The sequence below is a fragment of the Paenibacillus senegalensis JC66 genome (genome assembly GCF_000285515.1).
In the GTDB taxonomy this organism is placed as follows: domain Bacteria; phylum Bacillota; class Bacilli; order Paenibacillales; family NBRC-103111; genus Paenibacillus_L; species Paenibacillus_L senegalensis.
The window spans coordinates 99,220-115,431 of sequence record NZ_HE610959.1; the positions used below are offsets into that span (position 1 = coordinate 99,220).

Annotated in this window: 17 protein-coding genes; 6 read left to right on the top strand and 11 right to left on the bottom strand. The window is 47.1% G+C overall.

Features of this window, described 5'->3' with window-relative positions; translation table 11 throughout:
* Positions 1-111: 111 nt before the first annotated feature.
* The 4 genes from PSHG_RS12490 to PSHG_RS12505 form a co-directional block, all read right to left on the bottom strand.
* The gene (locus PSHG_RS12490; RefSeq protein ID WP_010273237.1) at positions 112-1,191 is read right to left on the bottom strand and encodes an erythritol/L-threitol dehydrogenase; all 1,080 of its coding nucleotides are present in this window, start codon (positions 1,189-1,191) and stop codon (positions 112-114) included.
* Positions 1,192-1,670: 479 nt separating this feature from the next.
* Positions 1,671-2,321, bottom strand: coding sequence for a fructose-6-phosphate aldolase (gene fsa / locus PSHG_RS12495; RefSeq protein ID WP_010273239.1), 651 nt, complete (start codon positions 2,319-2,321; stop codon positions 1,671-1,673).
* Between the two features lie 131 nt (positions 2,322-2,452).
* Positions 2,453-2,971, bottom strand: a complete 519-nt coding sequence (rpiB, locus tag PSHG_RS12500; protein WP_010273240.1) for a ribose 5-phosphate isomerase B — start codon at positions 2,969-2,971, stop codon at positions 2,453-2,455.
* Positions 2,972-2,998: 27 nt separating this feature from the next.
* Entirely contained in the window at positions 2,999-4,000 is a 1,002-nt protein-coding gene (locus tag PSHG_RS12505) for a dihydroxyacetone kinase subunit DhaK (RefSeq protein ID WP_010273242.1), read from the bottom strand.
* Between the two features lie 535 nt (positions 4,001-4,535).
* Here PSHG_RS12505 and PSHG_RS12510 point away from each other — a divergent pair.
* Positions 4,536-5,294: a DeoR/GlpR family DNA-binding transcription regulator gene (locus PSHG_RS12510; protein WP_010273244.1), complete on the top strand. Its 759-nt coding sequence runs from the start codon at positions 4,536-4,538 to the stop codon at positions 5,292-5,294.
* 164 nt (positions 5,295-5,458) lie between these two features.
* On the opposite strand, the gene PSHG_RS12515 is transcribed toward PSHG_RS12510, so the two are convergent.
* From PSHG_RS12515 to PSHG_RS12540, 6 genes are all read right to left on the bottom strand, one after another.
* Complete coding sequence (locus PSHG_RS12515) at positions 5,459-6,319, bottom strand: DUF421 domain-containing protein (RefSeq protein ID WP_010273246.1); 861 nt, start codon at positions 6,317-6,319, stop codon at positions 5,459-5,461.
* Positions 6,320-6,476: 157 nt separating this feature from the next.
* Positions 6,477-7,535, bottom strand: coding sequence for a YkvI family membrane protein (locus PSHG_RS12520; protein WP_010273250.1), 1,059 nt, complete (start codon positions 7,533-7,535; stop codon positions 6,477-6,479).
* Between the two features lie 303 nt (positions 7,536-7,838).
* Positions 7,839-9,137, bottom strand: a complete 1,299-nt coding sequence (locus PSHG_RS12525) for a D-alanyl-D-alanine carboxypeptidase family protein (protein ID WP_010273252.1) — start codon at positions 9,135-9,137, stop codon at positions 7,839-7,841.
* Between the two features lie 123 nt (positions 9,138-9,260).
* Positions 9,261-9,641 (bottom strand): metal-sensitive transcriptional regulator, encoded by a 381-nt coding sequence (locus PSHG_RS27505; RefSeq protein WP_010273254.1) that lies wholly within the window; start codon positions 9,639-9,641, stop codon positions 9,261-9,263.
* 119 nt (positions 9,642-9,760) lie between these two features.
* A complete protein-coding gene (locus PSHG_RS12535; protein ID WP_010273256.1) occupies positions 9,761-10,075 on the bottom strand; it encodes a hypothetical protein in 315 nt (104 codons plus the stop codon).
* Between the two features lie 230 nt (positions 10,076-10,305).
* On the bottom strand, positions 10,306-10,635 hold the full coding sequence (locus tag PSHG_RS12540; protein WP_010273259.1) for an antibiotic biosynthesis monooxygenase family protein: 330 nt from the start codon (positions 10,633-10,635) through the stop codon (positions 10,306-10,308).
* A gap of 535 nt (positions 10,636-11,170) precedes the next feature.
* Here PSHG_RS12540 and PSHG_RS12550 point away from each other — a divergent pair.
* The gene (locus PSHG_RS12550) at positions 11,171-11,620 is read left to right on the top strand and encodes a GNAT family N-acetyltransferase (protein ID WP_010273262.1); all 450 of its coding nucleotides are present in this window, start codon (positions 11,171-11,173) and stop codon (positions 11,618-11,620) included.
* A 130-nt stretch (positions 11,621-11,750) separates the two neighbouring features.
* Here PSHG_RS12550 and PSHG_RS12555 read toward each other — a convergent pair whose 3' ends face one another.
* Entirely contained in the window at positions 11,751-12,377 is a 627-nt protein-coding gene (locus tag PSHG_RS12555) for an FMN-dependent NADH-azoreductase (protein WP_010273270.1), read from the bottom strand.
* 257 nt (positions 12,378-12,634) lie between these two features.
* Here PSHG_RS12555 and PSHG_RS12560 point away from each other — a divergent pair, with 257 nt between their 5' ends.
* The 4 genes from PSHG_RS12560 to PSHG_RS12575 all read left to right on the top strand — a co-directional run bounded on the left by PSHG_RS12560 (position 12,635) and on the right by PSHG_RS12575 (position 16,122).
* Positions 12,635-12,946: a metal-sulfur cluster assembly factor gene (locus PSHG_RS12560; protein ID WP_010273272.1), complete on the top strand. Its 312-nt coding sequence runs from the start codon at positions 12,635-12,637 to the stop codon at positions 12,944-12,946.
* Positions 12,947-13,231: 285 nt separating this feature from the next.
* Complete coding sequence (locus tag PSHG_RS12565) at positions 13,232-14,290, top strand: fatty acid desaturase (RefSeq protein WP_010273274.1); 1,059 nt, start codon at positions 13,232-13,234, stop codon at positions 14,288-14,290.
* A 97-nt stretch (positions 14,291-14,387) separates the two neighbouring features.
* Positions 14,388-15,515, top strand: coding sequence for a sensor histidine kinase (locus PSHG_RS12570; RefSeq protein ID WP_010273276.1), 1,128 nt, complete (start codon positions 14,388-14,390; stop codon positions 15,513-15,515).
* 7 nt (positions 15,516-15,522) lie between these two features.
* Positions 15,523-16,122, top strand: a complete 600-nt coding sequence (locus PSHG_RS12575) for a response regulator transcription factor (protein ID WP_010273279.1) — start codon at positions 15,523-15,525, stop codon at positions 16,120-16,122.
* The last annotated feature ends 90 nt before the right edge of the window (positions 16,123-16,212 follow it).

Genomic DNA, 16,212 nt, shown 5'->3' on the forward strand with positions numbered 1-16,212 from the left:
AGCTCGGATAAATAATCTTTTTTTCTTCGATCCGTTTGCCAATTGCTCTTAGAGCGTCTTTCCAGTCCTTAATAGTTAGTTTCATGCTCGCTCCCCTTTCTGCTCTATCCGCTAAGGAATCAATACAACTTTTAGTGAATTGGTACCCTGATTGACCAGTTCAAAGCCTTCTGCAAAACGATCCAAGGGCAGCTTATGAGTAACCACCCCTTCAGTAGGAAAGCTGCCATCGGCAATGCCCTCAATAACTAATGGATAGCAGTATGGCCCAAGATGAGAACCTAGCACATCCAGCTCCTTGCGGTCACTGATAATGCTCCAATCCACCGTTACGGGGTCTTTAAATACGCTAAACTCGACGAATCTTCCCAGCTTCCGAATCATCGCCAAGCCCTGCTCCACTGATTTGGGATGTCCCGTTGCTTCAATATAAATGTCACATCCGTAGCCATCCGTCATAGCTTTCACTTCCGCTACAACATCAGTCTTTCGCGGATTGAGTACAAGATCGGCTCCGAATTGCTTCGCAAGCTCCAGCCGGTCGTCAAATAAATCCAGTACAATGAGCTTGCCGGCACCGGATTTCTTCGCGGCTCCCACCATTCCCAGGCCCAGCGTCCCCGCCCCCGCAAGAACAACGACGTCGCCCAATTGTATTTGCGCCCTTTGTACCGCATGCAAAGAACAGGCATAAGGCTCGATTAAAATAGCCTGCTCCATCGGCATGTCATCCGGAACCTTATAATTTATCGCTTCCTTGGTGAACTTCATATATTCAGCCATCGCGCCATTCACATTGTTCTGGAACCCGTACAAATCATGCTTTTCACACATCCAGTACTGACCGCGCTGACAAAATCGGCAGGCCCAGCAGGGAACAATTTGCTCTGAGATTACCCGGTCTCCAAGCTCAAAATCTGATACCCCTTCTCCCAGCTCCACCACATGTCCGATAAATTCATGCCCGGGTATCACTGGAGCTTTAATATAAGCCGGTTGAGTATCATCCCCCCAAAAGCTCGGTGCGCCTCCATAAGCTTTAATATCACCCGCACAAATTCCGCAAGCTTCTACTTTAATCACGATTTCACCCGGGCCCGCTTGAGGAACATCAACCGTCTCCAAACGATAATCTCCTGGTGCATACGCTACAACCGCTTTCATTTGTTTAGGAATATTGTTGATTTGCATTCAACTAACCTCCATTTAATTTCACAAATAAGGATTAGAGCTATTTGCATGGTGCGGCATAACTTACAGATGGATAGCAAATAAAAGACAAAAAGACCGCTATGATCTACAGCCTGTTTGGTCTAGAGAGCACGTCGTATTTATGCAAAATGGCAAATGAAAGACGCTTGTAGCAGGCTGCTTAAAGTTACCCCCATTCTTGCACCATGTCATGTTTTTGTCAACAAATTTTTGCGTTATTTAATTGTTATCATTATTTATAACTAATTATTATTGTTGTTTATTGTTGTTTTTCTTTTTCTATATTTTTGTTATCCATTGTAATTGTGCTGACTTTTGTTCGTTTTCTGGTGCAAAACTATACGAAAAGAAAGGAAATAACCGCCAGCAAGCACATCATCCAGCTTGTAGCGGTTGTCAAAGCACAAACAGATCGTGCGTTGGGCGCAAGGATGCGCTTTGCACTAAGCTTACTCTGTTCAAGACAGCTGCGGAACGGACTTCCAATCCTGCAGAAACTTCTCAATTCCAGCATCCGTGAGCGGATGCTTCCACATGGCGGGCAGCAGTGAACCCGGTACAGTCGCGATATCAGCTCCCGCCGCGGCGGCCTGCTGCAGGTGGCCTACATGGCGAATGCTTGCTGCTATAATTTCGGTAGCAAATCCATATTCCCGCATAATTTTCCTCAGATCCGTTACCAGTTGCATTCCGTTAACTCCAGTATCATCCAGCCGGCCAACAAAGGGACTAATATACGTAGCGCCGGCCTTGGCCGCCATCAAGCCCTGAGCCGCGGAAAAAATCAGCGTCACATTCGTTTTGATCCCCTGTCCGGATAAGCGATAAGCAGCTTCCAAGCCCGCTTCGGTAAGAGGAAGCTTAATGACTACGTTAGGCGCCCAGCCTGCTAGCTCCTCCGCTTCCTGTATCATCTCCTCCACAGTCAATCCGATCACCTCAGCACTAACCGGGCCGGAAACCGTCTTGCAAATAGCCGTAATGACTTCTTTAAAGGGCTTGCCTTCCTTGGCAATCAAGCTTGGGTTAGTGGTAACTCCATCTACCAGGCCAAGCTTATGAATGCGTTTGATTTCCTCCAGATTTCCACTATCGATAAAAAATTTCATCAGCTTGCGTGAAGGATCTTCTTCCCCCACTTCCTCCATTTCCTGTAGTGGTGTTATTGAAGACATAGAACTGCAGCTTAATATCCGGTCACCTTTTCTCACTGTCAACAATTGGAGCCATGCTTTTCCCCTTATTGCTGCCCGGCTGGCGGCGCTGAAGCTGTCTGCGAACAGGTGCTGGAACCGGGCTGCTTACTTCCATTCAGGTAACGAGCCTCACCCTCCATAATTTTCCGCACCTTGCGTTCGGAGTTGCCGCCGTCGAATTCGGAGCGGATCCAGGCAAGCACTACCTGTTTGGCTAGTTCCGGGCCAATCACTCTTGCACCCATAGTCAGGACCTGCGCGTTGTTGCTTTTGCGTGCTCTTTCTGCTGAATAAGTATCATGGCATAGGGCAGCCCGGATCCCGGGGACTTTATCAGCCGTGATAGTCATGCCAATTCCTGTGCCGCAGATCAAAATCCCCCTGTCAAAATGGCCGTCTGCGATTTCGGCAGCTACAGTAAAGCCGATATCGGGGTAATCGACTTGATCCGTACCGTTCTCAGGGCCGTAATCTGCACATTCGACACCCAACTCCGAAAGGTACTGCTTGATCTGTTCCTTCAACGTATAGCCGGCCTCGTCTGCTCCGATTGCAATTTTCATAGATAAAGCGCCTCCTTCAAGCGATATTTACATTTGCGTGTACATGGGCGTATCTACCGGATAATCGATCAGCTCGGCCAGTTCATCATCCAGCTTAAGAACGGATACAGATAGTCCGCCCATTTCAAGAGAAGTTACAAATTCTCCTACGAAAGAGCGATAAATCGTTACTCCCGCTTCCTCCAGCTTACGGGCTGCCCGTCGATATATAATAAATTGCTCCATATAAGTGGTCGCTCCGAGCCCATTCACCAACACGGCAGCACGATCACCTGCTCCAAGAGGCATATCTTCTAGAATAACCGAGAGCAGCTTATCGGCTACCTCATCCGCACTTTGCAGCTTGCCGCGCTCCATCCCTGGCTCACCGTGAATGCCCAGCCCAATTTCCATCTCATCCTCACCCAGCATAAAGCTGGGCTTCCCGGTTTGAGGAACAGCACAAGGAGATAATGCGACGCCCATCGTTCGCACCTGCTCGTTCGTCTTCCGCGCGATGCGTACGACCTCATCCAGTGAGCAGCCTTTATCTGCGGCAGCGCCTGCTGCCTTGAAAACAAAAAAACCACCGGCGATTCCACGTCTGCGGCCGGTTTGCTCCGGCGGTGCGGAGGCAGCATCATCCGTCACAAGCACCGTTTCTACACGAATATCCTCCATCATAGCCATTTCCGCTGCCATATCGAAGTTCATGCAATCACCGGCATAGTTCCCATACATATAGAGCACTCCGGAGCCATTATTCACTGCCCGGGTGACCTCAAGAATAGGATCCGGCGGCGGGGAGGCAAATACGTTGCCGACAGGAACGCCATCGGCAAACCCTCTGCCAATCAATCCCATAAATGCAGGCTCATGCCCCGCTCCACCGCCAATGACAATGCCTACCTTCCCTTCGCGTACCGGAAAGCTGCGCACAACAGAACGCTGATTTTGCGGCAACACCCTGACATGCTTTGGATAGGCGGCCGCATAACCGGCAATCATCTCGTCTACAGCCTGATCCGGATTGTTGAGCAATTTTTTCATGGAAATCCTCCTAGTTTATAGCAATAATGAAACCGATTTCATTTTGGCGTGCTTACAAAGCCTTTGCTTGTTCTTGCGTACCCTAAATTTCAAAGCACATATGATTCAAAGCACATCTGACTCAGTCATCTCTATTCTTCTTAAGGCGTCCCCCCATTTCTTCAATTCAAAAACAAATCATCAAACGAAAATTGTTTTTAATTGACGTTTTTCGTTGTTTGTTATCATTTTTGCATCTATAACATCGTTTGTCAATGATTCAATTGTAATGCTTCGCGGGTTAATCGTTTGCTAATTGCGGGATAGGCTAGACAGCTCAAAAAAAAATAAGGTAAAATGCAGATTGAGCAGCCGAGATTTTTGCGCGATTAAGCATATATTGTTTTTTATAGCGGTTTTCAAGCAATTTTTATAATGGTTTTTGTTAGAGTTTGTTGATATCCGTTGATTCACCTATACGGGTTTGTTATAATGAAAGCAATTTCATTTAAGGTGACGGGCTTTGTTAAATTTGATCGAAATAGGAGTGGCCACCATGTTAGCTCCCGAACGCAGAAATCACATCATGCAATTACTGAATCAGCAAAAACAGGTTTTGGTTAAGGAGCTTTCCGAGAAATTGCAAGTTTCTGAGGGAACCTTACGAAACGATCTGAAAATTTTGGAAAAAGACGGTTTGTTGGAGCGGACTCATGGCGGGGCCGTTCTTCCTGCTCCTCCAAGTCATGAGCATACCTTCCGCTCCCGAAGTCAAATTAATCAAGCGGAGAAAGCGGCAATTGGAACGAAAGCTCTTGAATTTGTGAAGAACGGGCAATGTATCATTCTCGATGCCAGCTCTACTGCCCTTGAGCTAGCTAAGCGTCTGGGTCAGTTCGACCACCTGACCGTTGTAACCAACGGACTTACGACGGCGCAGGAGCTGAATAGGCATCCCCGGCTCAATGTCATTGTCATTGGCGGAGTGCTTCGTCCAGGTTCCAGTTCATTGGAAGGATTGCTGAGCAAAGGCCTGTTATCTCAAGTTCATGCAGATCTATTCTTCACCTCAGCACACGGGCTGACCGCAGCTGAAGGCCTTACCGAGTTTAGCTTGTATGAAGCAGAATTGAAAAAGGTAATCGTTTCGAATGTCAATAAAGTTATAGCTTTACTGGATCATACGAAGCTAAATCGCCGCTCAATAGCGACTTTTGCCGAAACATCCGATATTGATATACTCATTACTGATAGTCAAGCGGACCGAGCCTTCCTGGAATCCCTGGAGGGGGTCCAAACCGTCATCGCAGACTGAGGCTGAGCTAAATAAGGGCTCACCGGGGGGAAACATATGCGGAAGATCGCATAAATGAACCGGCACCAGGGGGGTACCGGCGAACTTTTTTTGAGGATTTATTGGACCAGCCACGCCCCGTTTTTGTTTATATTGGCAAAAATCAGGATGCGGCTTAAGTCCATTTACCTTGTTAACAGCGGCCTCATTGAATCAATGACTTCTTGAAGCTGCTTGGAGCACTGCTCATACATCGATTTTGCGGTTGCCTTGTCTGTCGATAATCCGAACATTTCCAGATCCGCTTCACATTTTTTCAGCTGCGCGAATAGCGTCGCTTTTTTTTGAGGAATCGGCACCTTGATCTGATCATCGAACAAATCTACATACAATTGTCCAAACGCATCGATCTGCCCCAAAAAAACATTTTCCAGCGTCACGCCAATCTTTTCAAGCTCCGTATCGAGCCATTGCCGGCTGTAACCGAGATCGGCAAGCGGTTTATCCAGTCTTGTCCCATCCATAATAACGGTCTGCGGTTCTCTTTCCGGAGCTACTTTAATACCCAGGAGCTTGGGCGTGATCGGCTGGTTTTCTTTTTTCAGCATTACGCTTAATTTTCCGTTAGGCTCCATAATCGCAAACTCCACATCCGCTGCCCTAAACACGTTTTTTTGCCGCAGCTGATCCAGCAGTTCTTCCGAATTGATCCGTTCTTTCTTCAAATTATCCTCGAGAATTTTCCCATCCCTAATCATGACTCTGGCTTGCCCGTCAATTATGTTTCGAGCCACCTTGCTTTTCAATTGCAGCAGTTCAATGAGCAAGGAAACGACAACCCAGACTGTCAAAGAAACGATACCCAGGTACCATTTGGCCTCAAGGTCTAAAGAAATATAAGCCGCCAAGCTGCCAATTGTAATTCCGGTTATGTATTCGAAGACCGATAATTGGGTTACTTGTCTTTTTCCCAGCAATTTTGTCATCAAGAACAGGACGAGCACAGCTACTAACGTACGGTAAGTTATCTCCAACCATTCTGGCATGTTGTCACCTCTTGAGCTCCTTCTTACATTTTGAGTTTCCACTTACATTATATTCCTTAACTATGCCCTGATCTTCACTTTCTTATGCTCAAAAAAGAACGGCAGAATCCGCGGTTTCTTGCAGTATTCGTAATGTCTCGTACAGAGTGCTTTCAAGCTAATGGCCCGGGTAGCGGCGGAAAACGAGCAGCACAAGCAGAATTAAGCCCAGGTAACCGAAGTAGGTGTACAAATGCACCATTAGCGAGCTGAATCCGAATTGGCTAATAATCAGGCACAGCAATAAAATAAACAGGACCAGCCAGTTGCCAGGAATCGGCTGCAGCCTTCTAAATGTATTAGTGTTGCTTAACTGGCGGATAAGCCCGAATACATTGCCGACCAATGTTGTAAAGATTTCTCCATAAATAACGATTAGAAACAAAATATGTATCCATGGACCAAAGTTGCGGATCACTTCACCCATCGGAATAGCATACTGGGAGATGAGCGGCATTTTAGCAAGCAAAGCAAAATGAACGATCATGAGCATGATCCCGACTCCGATTCCCCCCCATAATCCACCCCAACGCAGCACTTTTTCATCATTAATTTCACTTCCTAGAGGAACCAGCACTGCCTGTACAAGCGCCATATTGAGAGCTGCGTAGGAAAAAGCGCTTAACAGCCACCCATTGCCAGCCGTAGTATACATAGCTGCCGGTCCGGGTGTGAAATCGCCTGCCGATATCAGGCTGCCCGCTACTATAAGAAGGAATATTAGCATAGCCGGCATCACTAACGAATTGACTAATAAAATACCCGCCATTCCTCTTCTGATGACCACAAACGACAACACCACAGTGGCGATTATCCCCCACTGATACGGATAACCAAGCTGTTCCTCGACAATGGAGCCTGTCCCCGCGAGCATGACGGCCGAGGAGCCAAGCAGAACAATCAGAGTGAACCCATTAGCCACCCTGCCGAAGAATTGTCCGAATAAATAAGTATTCAGCTCGCGATAGGAATAGGCTTTGATTCGATGGGCCAGCAGCATCATTTTGCTTCCCAGCCATATGAAAAGTAATGTGCACATCCATATCCCGATGATGCCAACCGCACCATACCCGGTAAAGAACTGCAGGATTCCCTGACCGGAAGCAAAGCCGGCTCCTACGACCGTACCAATGTAGGTCGCTGCTACTTGAATGATTTTCACCGGATTTGGTTTCATACAAGCCCCCACTTTTTCCCTTAAAAAGGAAGTTTATAATATGTATGGCTTGACCGCTAAAGATATGATTGATGCAGCCTGAGGCGGTAATAAAATCTGTGAAATTGTATGAACGCTGCTAATCAAGCGGTCTTCTGCGGCGGCGACTTGGCTTGCCTTGACCGGAATTTCATCAGCAGATTACGCGCGCTGTCGGAAAAAGCACAGCACAAAAAACCCGCTGTCCGCGGGTTACTAATACGATGCTGGTTTACGATACTGGGCGCTCTTTATTACATGCAGTCTAGCCGGGCTCCAGTGCAATCACTTCCGCAGCTGCTGATCTTTGCTTCTATACTGCCGAACGATCTTGCGGAAACACAAAAGCAGAAATAAGATGAAGATTAGCCCGATAAATGAAAAGCCGGTGCTCAACTTAGAAGAAATCGCCTGACCTTGCAGGGATGAAAAGACCGCTTCAGTGTAAAGGGAGTCTGTCTGCTTCTCCGCAGCTTCTTCGTCAGCCAGTTCTGTTTGCGGCTGAGTGATTATGAGCGGCTCTATGTGTACCGTTTCACCTTCCTGGTTGGTCACCTTCAATTCATGGCTGGTTTCGTCCAATGTAGTCGTGAACGTGTCATTTACTTTGCCTGTAAAAACGAGCTTGTCCGGAAATCGATAACGGCCGGAAAAAGCCGAGAACTCATCTGCTTTTATATCCACATGATGTGTGCGGAAATGCTCGAAGCCATAATCGAATAAGGTCGTCGTATCCTCATAAGCAAGCTCAGCAGAATCTGCTTTTAAAGTAACCGTGATCCATTCGGTATTGCCCCGCTTGGCTGAAGATACGAGGGTATTTCCCGACTGACTGACATACCCGTTCTTGACCCCAGTAGTGCCTTCATAGCGTTTCAACAGCAAATTATGATTATGGAGCGTAGTCTCCCAGCCTTCCCCAATCCACTCCAGTTCTTCGGTGCCGACTATCGAACGAAACTGTTCATTGTTCATGGCATACTGAGTGATCAGGGCCATATCGTAGGCTGTAGTTTGGTGCTCCGGATCAAATAAGCCATGGGGATTGCGAAACGTTGTATCCTGTACCCCAATCGTCTCCCTGACAAAATGGTTCATCCGTTCCGCAAAGCGGCTTTCACTGCCATCCATGTGCTCGGCAATCGCGATCCCCGCGTCGTTTCCCGAATTGATAAGCAAGCCCTGTACGAGCTTCAAGAGCGGGACTTCTTCGCCTTCCAGGAGATATACCCGGGTGCCATCGGCTTCCCGGGCATTTTTGCTTACCGTAACGATATCGTCCAAATTCCCCTGCTCAATCGCAATGATGCCGGTTACGATCTTCGTAATGCTTGCCGGGTACATTAAGCGCTTACTGTTTTTCTCATACAACACCTTGCCGGTTGCAGCATCCATCAAGATAGCAGCTTCGCTGTTCAAGCCGAAGCGGTCTGCCGGAAGCTCGCTTCTTTCCTCTGGCTCCAGGGCATGGACCACCCCGGACCATGAGTTAGAGACTATAAGCACAAAAACTACGGCAAAAGCTGCGAAGGTTCGCCAAAGCGTCACCTGAGCGCAGAATTTGTTTAATGTCTTGCCTTTCATTACACCAGCCCCAACTTCTTCAGCTTTTTATAGGCTTCCTCAGACGAAATGCGGCCGCACGATACCAAAGAATAAGAATAACTCTGCCTAAGCCGGCAGCAGATTTTGCCTTCGTGTATTTGCCTATTTCATTAATTTATTGACAGTTGTAAGCAGCTCATCAATAACTTCTTCATCGCCTTCTTGGATGCGTTCGATTACACAGCTTTTCATGTGATGCTCAAGCAGCAGCTTGCCTACTCCGTTCAGAGCCGATTGGATAGAGGAAATCTGATTCAACACATCATCGCAATAGGTGTCCTTCTCAATCAATCCCTTAACCCCGCGAATCTGCCCTTCGATCCGGTTAAGGCGGTGAATGAGACTTTTTTTCGCTTTTTCGGAATGGTGGCTTTTTCGCTCCGTTGAACAGCATTCTTCGCGGCTTTCCGTCTGCTGGACAGCGGCTTCTGTTAGGTTGTTTTCGGTATTCGCGGTATTATAGCCGCCTAGTTCGTGTGTCATCTTCATCCCTCCTGTTCTCCATTTTACTATGTCCGGCCTGCCCTGTGCAAAAGTTTGCCGATAATTGCCAGGAGACTGCCGCAAGAGCCGGGTCCGCGGTTAAAACTGTCCGTAATTCGCTAGCTGTACTGATCTTGAAGGCTGAAACGCCGGATATGATCCCATAATCGTTCCTCCTGCAGTATTTCGAGCTGCTTCGGACCGATCAGATCAAAATGCGGATATTCAGAGCGAAGATGTATATAGCGGGGATTCAACCCGTATCGCATACACCACTGGATTAGCTTGTCAGGCTTCGAGCAGCCTACTTTTGTTACAGATGTAATCCCCGGAAAACGAGGATCGAGCCAATAATGAGTTAAATAGGCGATATTGCCTGCAGCCACCTGCTGCTTCCAGCGATTCAGTTCTTCACGTGTCACTCCAAAAGCCATTCTGCCTGCTCCTTGTTCTTGTTTTACCGGCAACAGATCCCATTATTTGCGTAGCGGTCATCCATGGTCATCTATATCTAGACTAATCAGCATTATGTTTATGGATAATTCCAGCATATCATATTGCTGCACCCTATTGCAGCTACAGGAAAGAAAGCCCTGTCGGCTTGGGCCTCCTGCTCGAAATGAGCATTGCCTGCCAGCTTGAAAAAAGAAAAAACGGCAGGCACCTAAGTAGGATGCTTAACCGTTTTAACCTCGTACATGTTAACAGTGGTGCTTATAAGATAATCCGGCTTTTCCTGGCTGTTCTTGTTGCGATGGCCTGCAATATGCTCGGGGCTCTTCTCCCAAGCCTTCCACGCTTCTTCCGACTCCCATCGAACCAGGATCAATACCTCCTCTTCCTCGGCATCTCTCTTACGCAGTTTCTTAACCGCGACGCTCAAATCAATGAATCCGGGAATCTTCGTCATCGGACCGCCGGGCTGGCTGAAGCGTTCAATCACTTCTTCCGTATGTCCGGCCTTTACTATAATCGTTCTAGTTTGGATCAGCAATGCCATTCTCCTCTCATTACTCATGAAAATCTAATAAAGCAAAAGGTTAAAAGCTCAGCTTATGAGGTCCCTAATCACATCAATAGAAAAGCTAAAGCATGACCTGCCGCGAGACGGCCAGCTTGCAGCCCTTTTTCTTTATTGATTATATTGTATTTGATAACGATTCTCATTGTCAATCCAAAACAGCCCGCATTTTAGTTGACAACCCATTAGCAGCAAGGTTAAATATGATAGGAATGGCTTGGCTGATGTTCCTGATGAAAATTATCCGCATAAGGAAAAAAGGCTCTCTATAATAATTAGAGGTTGACAGTATAAGATAGCAGAAGCGGAGGGGAAAAGGGAGTCCAAGCTTTCCGAAGGAAAGCAGCTTCGGGAGCATATGCTAACAGTGATCGGAGGTCCCCTCATTCCCCGTTGTGATTTCCTCCTTTGTTGTCAACCACTAGTTTAAGTTTTGAGCCGGAAAAATGAATGGTTTTTCAGCAAATGGCGGCAGCATGTTATACAAATTGGAGAATAAGGTGAGCGGATGATAAAGCAAATAGTCGATAATAAAAGGCAATTTATGAAATTGCTGCTGCTAGCTGATGAGCAGGAAAACATGATTGAGCGCTATCTAGAGCGCGGGGAGCTGTTCGTCTTAGAGGAGGAGGAAGAAGTCAAGGCCGTCTGTGTCGTAACGGATGAAGGCGGGGGAGTTTTTGAGATAAAAAATTTAGCCACAGCACCCGAACATCAGCGCAAAGGCTACGGCAAAGCAATGGTACAGTTTGTCAGCAATCATTACCGGGATCAAGGACATACTTTGCTGGTCGGTACCGGTGACAGTCCTTTAACACTCCCTTTTTATGAGGCATGCGGGTTTGTCATTTCCCATCAAATTGATAATTTTTTTACAGACCACTACGATCATCCGATTTATGAAGGCGGCAAACAGTTAATTCATATGATTGTATTGAAAAAGGCTCTCTCTGAATAGCTTAGGAATCGGGCTTCTTGCATACACTCGAACGGTTTCGTAGCAGCAGCGAGATATAGGTTCAAACGAGTTGGGCTTGATCTATATCCCGCTGAGTTCTCCTGCCCGGATTTATGGCAAAATGCTAAACTTAAAAACGCTTGGCCAATTGCTCTACTTCACGCAATCCGTTTTCTATAATCTGCCCGGCCATTTCCGGATTTTGATTATGGCCTTCAATAACGACCTCATGAGGATTAGTAATTCCCCAGAATGCAACGGAGTTTTTGACAAGCGACAGGGCCATTTCCAAAGATTTCATTCCTTCATCAGAGTAGATTCCGCCACGCGCGCACAAGAGCGCGACAGCTTTGTCCCCTACGAGGCCAACCGGACCCTCCGGAGTATATTTAAAAGTTTTTCCCGCCTGCATCAAATAAGTAATATAGGTGACCAATGGCGCCGGAACGGTAAAATTCCATAACGGAAAAGCAAATACCACCTTATCAGCAGCAAGGAACTGATTCAAATAACGTTCCGCAATATCCGCAGCCTGTTTCTCTTTCGCTGACGGCTCAATCCCTTGTCTTAGTTTAAACTGGCCGCTAATGGCGTCATGACCATAATAAGGGAGCTCTTCTCCATACAAATCCAGCTCGATGATCTCGTCTCCCTCATTTTCTGTACGATAGGCTTGTAAAAACCGCTCATACATGCGAACGCTGACCGCTTGATCCGCCGGCCGGTCATTCGCTTTAATAAACAATACAGTTCCCATCCGATAACTTCCTCTCTTTTTGTTGTTTCTAACCGCTTAACTGAGCTTAATTATGCACAGTAAAAACGAAAAATAAATTACAGCGATGTTTTGAAGTCATCAACTGTAACTTATTTAGTTGTATTATAAATGAAAGTCTTGATAAAGGCAATACTAGCTTTATGCGGTATCCTCAAGGCCTTTCTCTTGCGGATGATCGCATTCATGAACAGCGCAGCAATGACTGTTCCTACAATCATGACCCGGAGGTGTGTGTAATGAACGAGGACAAGATCTGGCTCGCACTCGAAGAAGTGATCGACCCGGAAATTGGCATAAACATCGTGGATTTGGGGCTGGTATATGACATCGAGATCCAGGATGATCGCGCCAAAATCGAAATGACCCTGACGATACCCGAATGTCCGCTCGCTGACGAAATTACAGCTAATGTCGAAGAAGCTGCCCAGAAGGTAGAAGGAATAAGTGAAGTAGAGGTGAAACTCGTTTGGGAGCCGAAATGGACGCCAGCCCGCATGAGCGAAGAGGCACTTGAGGAAATACGCGCTAGACAAATGGCGCATCCCTAGTTCTTTATTCGCAAAATGATGCGCCAATAAGGTCAAGCTCCTGGCCGCTTTTCAGTAACGCCATTGCCGTAGACAGAGAGCCCCGCTGTTATTTGCCGGCAGGCTCTCTGTTTCATTTCCTTTCATTAACATATAGTCCAGCAACAATATGACACTTGTCATCCTCTCCCTTTGACAGTTGTGACTACCTAACCCTCCCCCGCTCCTTTACAATAATGACAAGGGGCTAAGACAGGAACGATTGCATCTTAGCCAAATGAAACAAACAACTTGAGGAGGAGCCCCATGACCCAATCCAAAATGGCCCAATTGAAAAAGTCAGTCGTCCCCTATGAACGGCCTGATTCCCGCTCGAGCACCCGGCAAATTCTAAATACTCTGCTTCCTCTTTTCATCCTATGGTTTCTGTCCTACCAGAGCTTATCCATTTCCTACTGGTTAACTGTGCCGCTCCTTATGCTGGCAGCTGCATTTTTAGTCCGGACGTTCATCATTTTTCATGACTGCTGTCATCAATCGTTTTTCAAAAGCCGCAAAGCCAACGATTGGCTCGGCACTTTTACCGGCATACTGACGCTTGTTCCGTACAAACAGTGGAGATACAGCCACTCGGTCCATCACGCCTCCAGCAGCAACCTGGATAAAAGAGGCGTTGGTGATATATGGATTCTTACCGTTGAGGAGTATGTTGCCGCACCGTTATGGAAGAAAATTAGCTATCGTTTGTACCGCAATCCGCTAATCATGTTTGGATTGGGACCGATCTATACGTTTATGCTGCAATATCGGTTCAATCGCCGGGGAGCTAAACGGGCTGAGAGGATGAATACGTATCTTACCAATCTGGGGATCGCTGTACTTTATTCCCTGCTCATTTGGGCTGTTGGCTGGCAAAGCTTCCTTCTCATCCAGCTGCCGATTATTTGGTTTTCCGGCTTGCTGGGCATCTGGCTATTCTATGTACAGCATCAATTCGAAGACACCTACTTCGAGCACGAGGATGAGTGGGACTACGTAAAAGCAGCGGTTGAAGGAAGCTCATATTACCAGCTTCCTAAAGTTCTGCAGTGGCTGACAGGTAATATCGGCTTTCATCATGTGCATCATCTGAGTCCAAGAGTGCCTAATTATTTGCTCGAAAAGGTACACAACGAAACTGTGCCGCTGCAAAAGGCAACAACGATTTCATTGACAACCAGCTTGAAAGCCCTCCGCTTCAGGCTGTGGGATGAGACGCAAATGCGGTTTGTCAGCTTCAGAGATATCAAACCGCTGCTGGTTAAGCGGCTGCCTAAGCTGCCTCCAATGCCAACCGCCCATCCCCGTATGACCGAAAATAAATAAACTTACCTGATTAGCGGACATCCCGGCTTCAAGCGGTAACAGGCTTTCGCTTGTGTTACAATAACAGCGGACAGCTTAATTCATGTAGGGGGTTCCCATGCGTAAATGGTATCAGGTTTTTCCGAAGAGTACCGGATTAAGCCCCTATGTATGGCTCGTATTCGGTATTCTTCCTTTTTATTTTATTTTTCGTTCTTCCGATCTGTACAAGATCGTCATTGGCATCGTTCTGATTTCGCTCTTTTTCTTTTGCTACCGGCTGACATTCGTCTCTAAAGGCTGGCCTGTCTATGTGGGGACCAGTGTGCAAATTATTATCTCGATTACAATGTCCATCCTATACGGATACATTTACTTTTCTTTTTTCCTTGCCTTCTTCATTGGCAATGTTCAGAACAAAGCCGGGTTTTTCACCTTATACACGATCCATCTCGTCAGTGTCGTAACAGCCGTTAATATCGGATTCGTCTCCCAGAACCGTTTTTTTCTTACGCAAACGCCGTTTATTCTGATCTGCCTGATCGGTGCTATCCTGCTGCCGTTAAGCAGCTATAACCGCAACAAGCAGGAGCAATTGGAGGATCAGCTGCATGACGCGAATCTGAAAATAGCCGATATGGTTAAGCTGGAGGAGCGCCAGCGGATTGCTCGGGATTTGCATGACACTCTGGGTCAGAAGCTTTCCCTAATCGGCCTAAAGAGCGACCTCGCGGGAAAGCTGATTTATACAGCTCCGGAACGGGCCCGCTCCGAAATTAAAGAAATCCAGCAAACGGCAAGAACAGCTCTGAAGGAAGTACGGGAAATGGTTTCGCAAATGAGGGGGACCCGTTTAAAGGACGAACTGAGACGGGTCAAGCAAATTTTGCATGCCGCCCAGATTGAGTTTCATCTGGAGGGCAGCCCTGTGCTTGCCCATACCTCCCTTCTGGTAGAGAACGTGTTAAGCATGTGCTTGAAGGAAGCCGTTAACAATATTATTAAGCACAGTAATGCAACAGCCTGTACGATGCAGATCACGGAAACAAGCTCGCAGCTGGTCATGAAAGTTTCCGATAACGGCAATGGTTTCCATGCACAATCGGCCTTTTATGAAGGGCACGGACTGCAGGGCATGAAGGAACGGCTGGAATTTGTGAACGGAAGCTTAGACATTGACTCCCGCAAAGGAACCACGTTAACGATTCAAGTTCCGTTGTTGCAGACGGACAGTGCGAAAGGATGATTTCACGTTGATTAGAATCCTGTTGGCTGAAGACCAGCGCATGCTGTTAGGCGCCCTTGGCTCTTTGCTTGATCTGGAGGACGATATGACCGTTGTCGGCATGGCTGGTAATGGAGAAGAAGCCTTGACGCTGGTTAAGCAGCTGCAGCCGGATATTTGCATTATGGACATCGAAATGCCGCTGCTCAGCGGGCTTGACGTGGCTGAACGGCTTAAGGATCATCCGTGTAAAATTATTATGCTCACCACTTTTGCCCGGCCCGGCTACTTTGAAAGGGCACTAAAGGCGGGTGTGAGCGGCTATATGCTCAAGGACAGTCCGAGTGAGGAATTGGCCAACTCTATTCGCTCAGTTATGAAAGGCAAACGAATCTATGCTCCCGAGTTGATAGACGAGGCCTATGGTGTAGAAAACCCTTTATCCGAACGGGAAAAAGAAATATTGGAGCTGATAGCCGCGGGAAGAACAACAAAGGAAATTGCTGATCAGCTGTTCTTAACAACAGGAACCGTCCGTAACTATATTTCCGTCATCCTTGACAAGCTGGGAGTGGGCAATCGTATCGAAGCTATTTCTTATGTGAAAGAAAAGGGCTGGTTTAATTAACTCCCGCCATGCCGTGCACCTGTTTCAATCCGCTATTCATTGGTTAAAAAAAGATGATTCCGCTGCGGCGCATCACGCACTACCGGAATC